We start from the raw sequence: 1,025 nt of genomic DNA, 5'->3' as shown, positions 1-1,025 counted from the left end.
TACACCTATGACGCCGATAACAAGCTCAAAACCGTAGCCGAACCCAACAGCAACCAGACGGACTACACCTATGACAAAAACGGAAACGTAACCCATACCTACGATGACGCCGATCAACTGACCGCTGTCAACGGGACCAACTACACCTATGACGCCAACGGAAACTTGATCAGTGACGGAAACCGCACCTACGTGTATGATGCCGAGAACCGTCTCACCGCCCTCAAGAACAGCAGTGGAGCGACCATCGCCTCCTTCACCTACCGGGCCGACGGCATGCGGAAAACGATGACGACTTCATCTGGTACGATTACGTTCCATTACGATGAGGACAACAATGTCACCTATGAGACGGATGGAAGCAACAACATCGTAGCCAGATACACATACAATTCCAACAACCAACCTGTCAGCATGACCCGTGGAGGAAAAACGTATTACTATCAGTTGAATGGTCATGGAGATGTAGTAGGGCTCACGGATGCCAATGGGGCTTTAGTGGCTACCTATGAGTATGATGCATATGGGAATCTTGTGAATGAGACGGGGACAGTGGAGAATCCGTATCGGTATGCGGGGTATCGGTATGATAAGGTGACAGGGTTGTATTATATGCAGAGCAGGTATTATGACCCGAATACGGGAAGATTATTGACAAGGGATACGTTTGAGGGGTTTGAAGATGAGCAATTAGGTTTAAACAGATATATTTATGTTCTCAATAACCCAGTAATGAAAGTCGACCCAGACGGTCATTACTGGAGGTACATTATTGGTCTACTTAAATGGATTTGGAAAAAGTTCAGAAAATCAAGCTACAAGTCCCCTAAAGGTGGTGGGGGGATTACTGCTTCAGTTAGAGTAGGAAAACAAACTATAACATTTGGCCACGGTGGAAGACATCTTAAAGGAACTGGTTTGAGTGTTGGTAAATATAGCGCCCCAATTTAAAATGCGACGGTTAGATGTGTAGAGCTCTCCGGTTTTGATAGAATTCTGCTTAAGGAGGAACCGGAGATGAAACG

Annotated in this window: 1 protein-coding gene; it reads left to right on the top strand. The window is 46.1% G+C overall.

The genetic code is table 11. From position 1 onward, the window contains the following. Positions 1-951 (top strand): RHS repeat-associated core domain-containing protein (locus BMW55_RS18920; RefSeq protein ID WP_139179559.1); only part of this gene is annotated, 951 nt, incomplete at its 5' end. Positions 952-1,025: the final 74 nt, after the last annotated feature.

Source organism: Lihuaxuella thermophila (assembly GCF_900110165.1).
In the GTDB taxonomy this organism is placed as follows: Bacteria; Bacillota; Bacilli; order Thermoactinomycetales; family Thermoactinomycetaceae; genus Lihuaxuella; species Lihuaxuella thermophila.
This window is presented reverse-complemented; position numbering and strand designations above follow the sequence as displayed.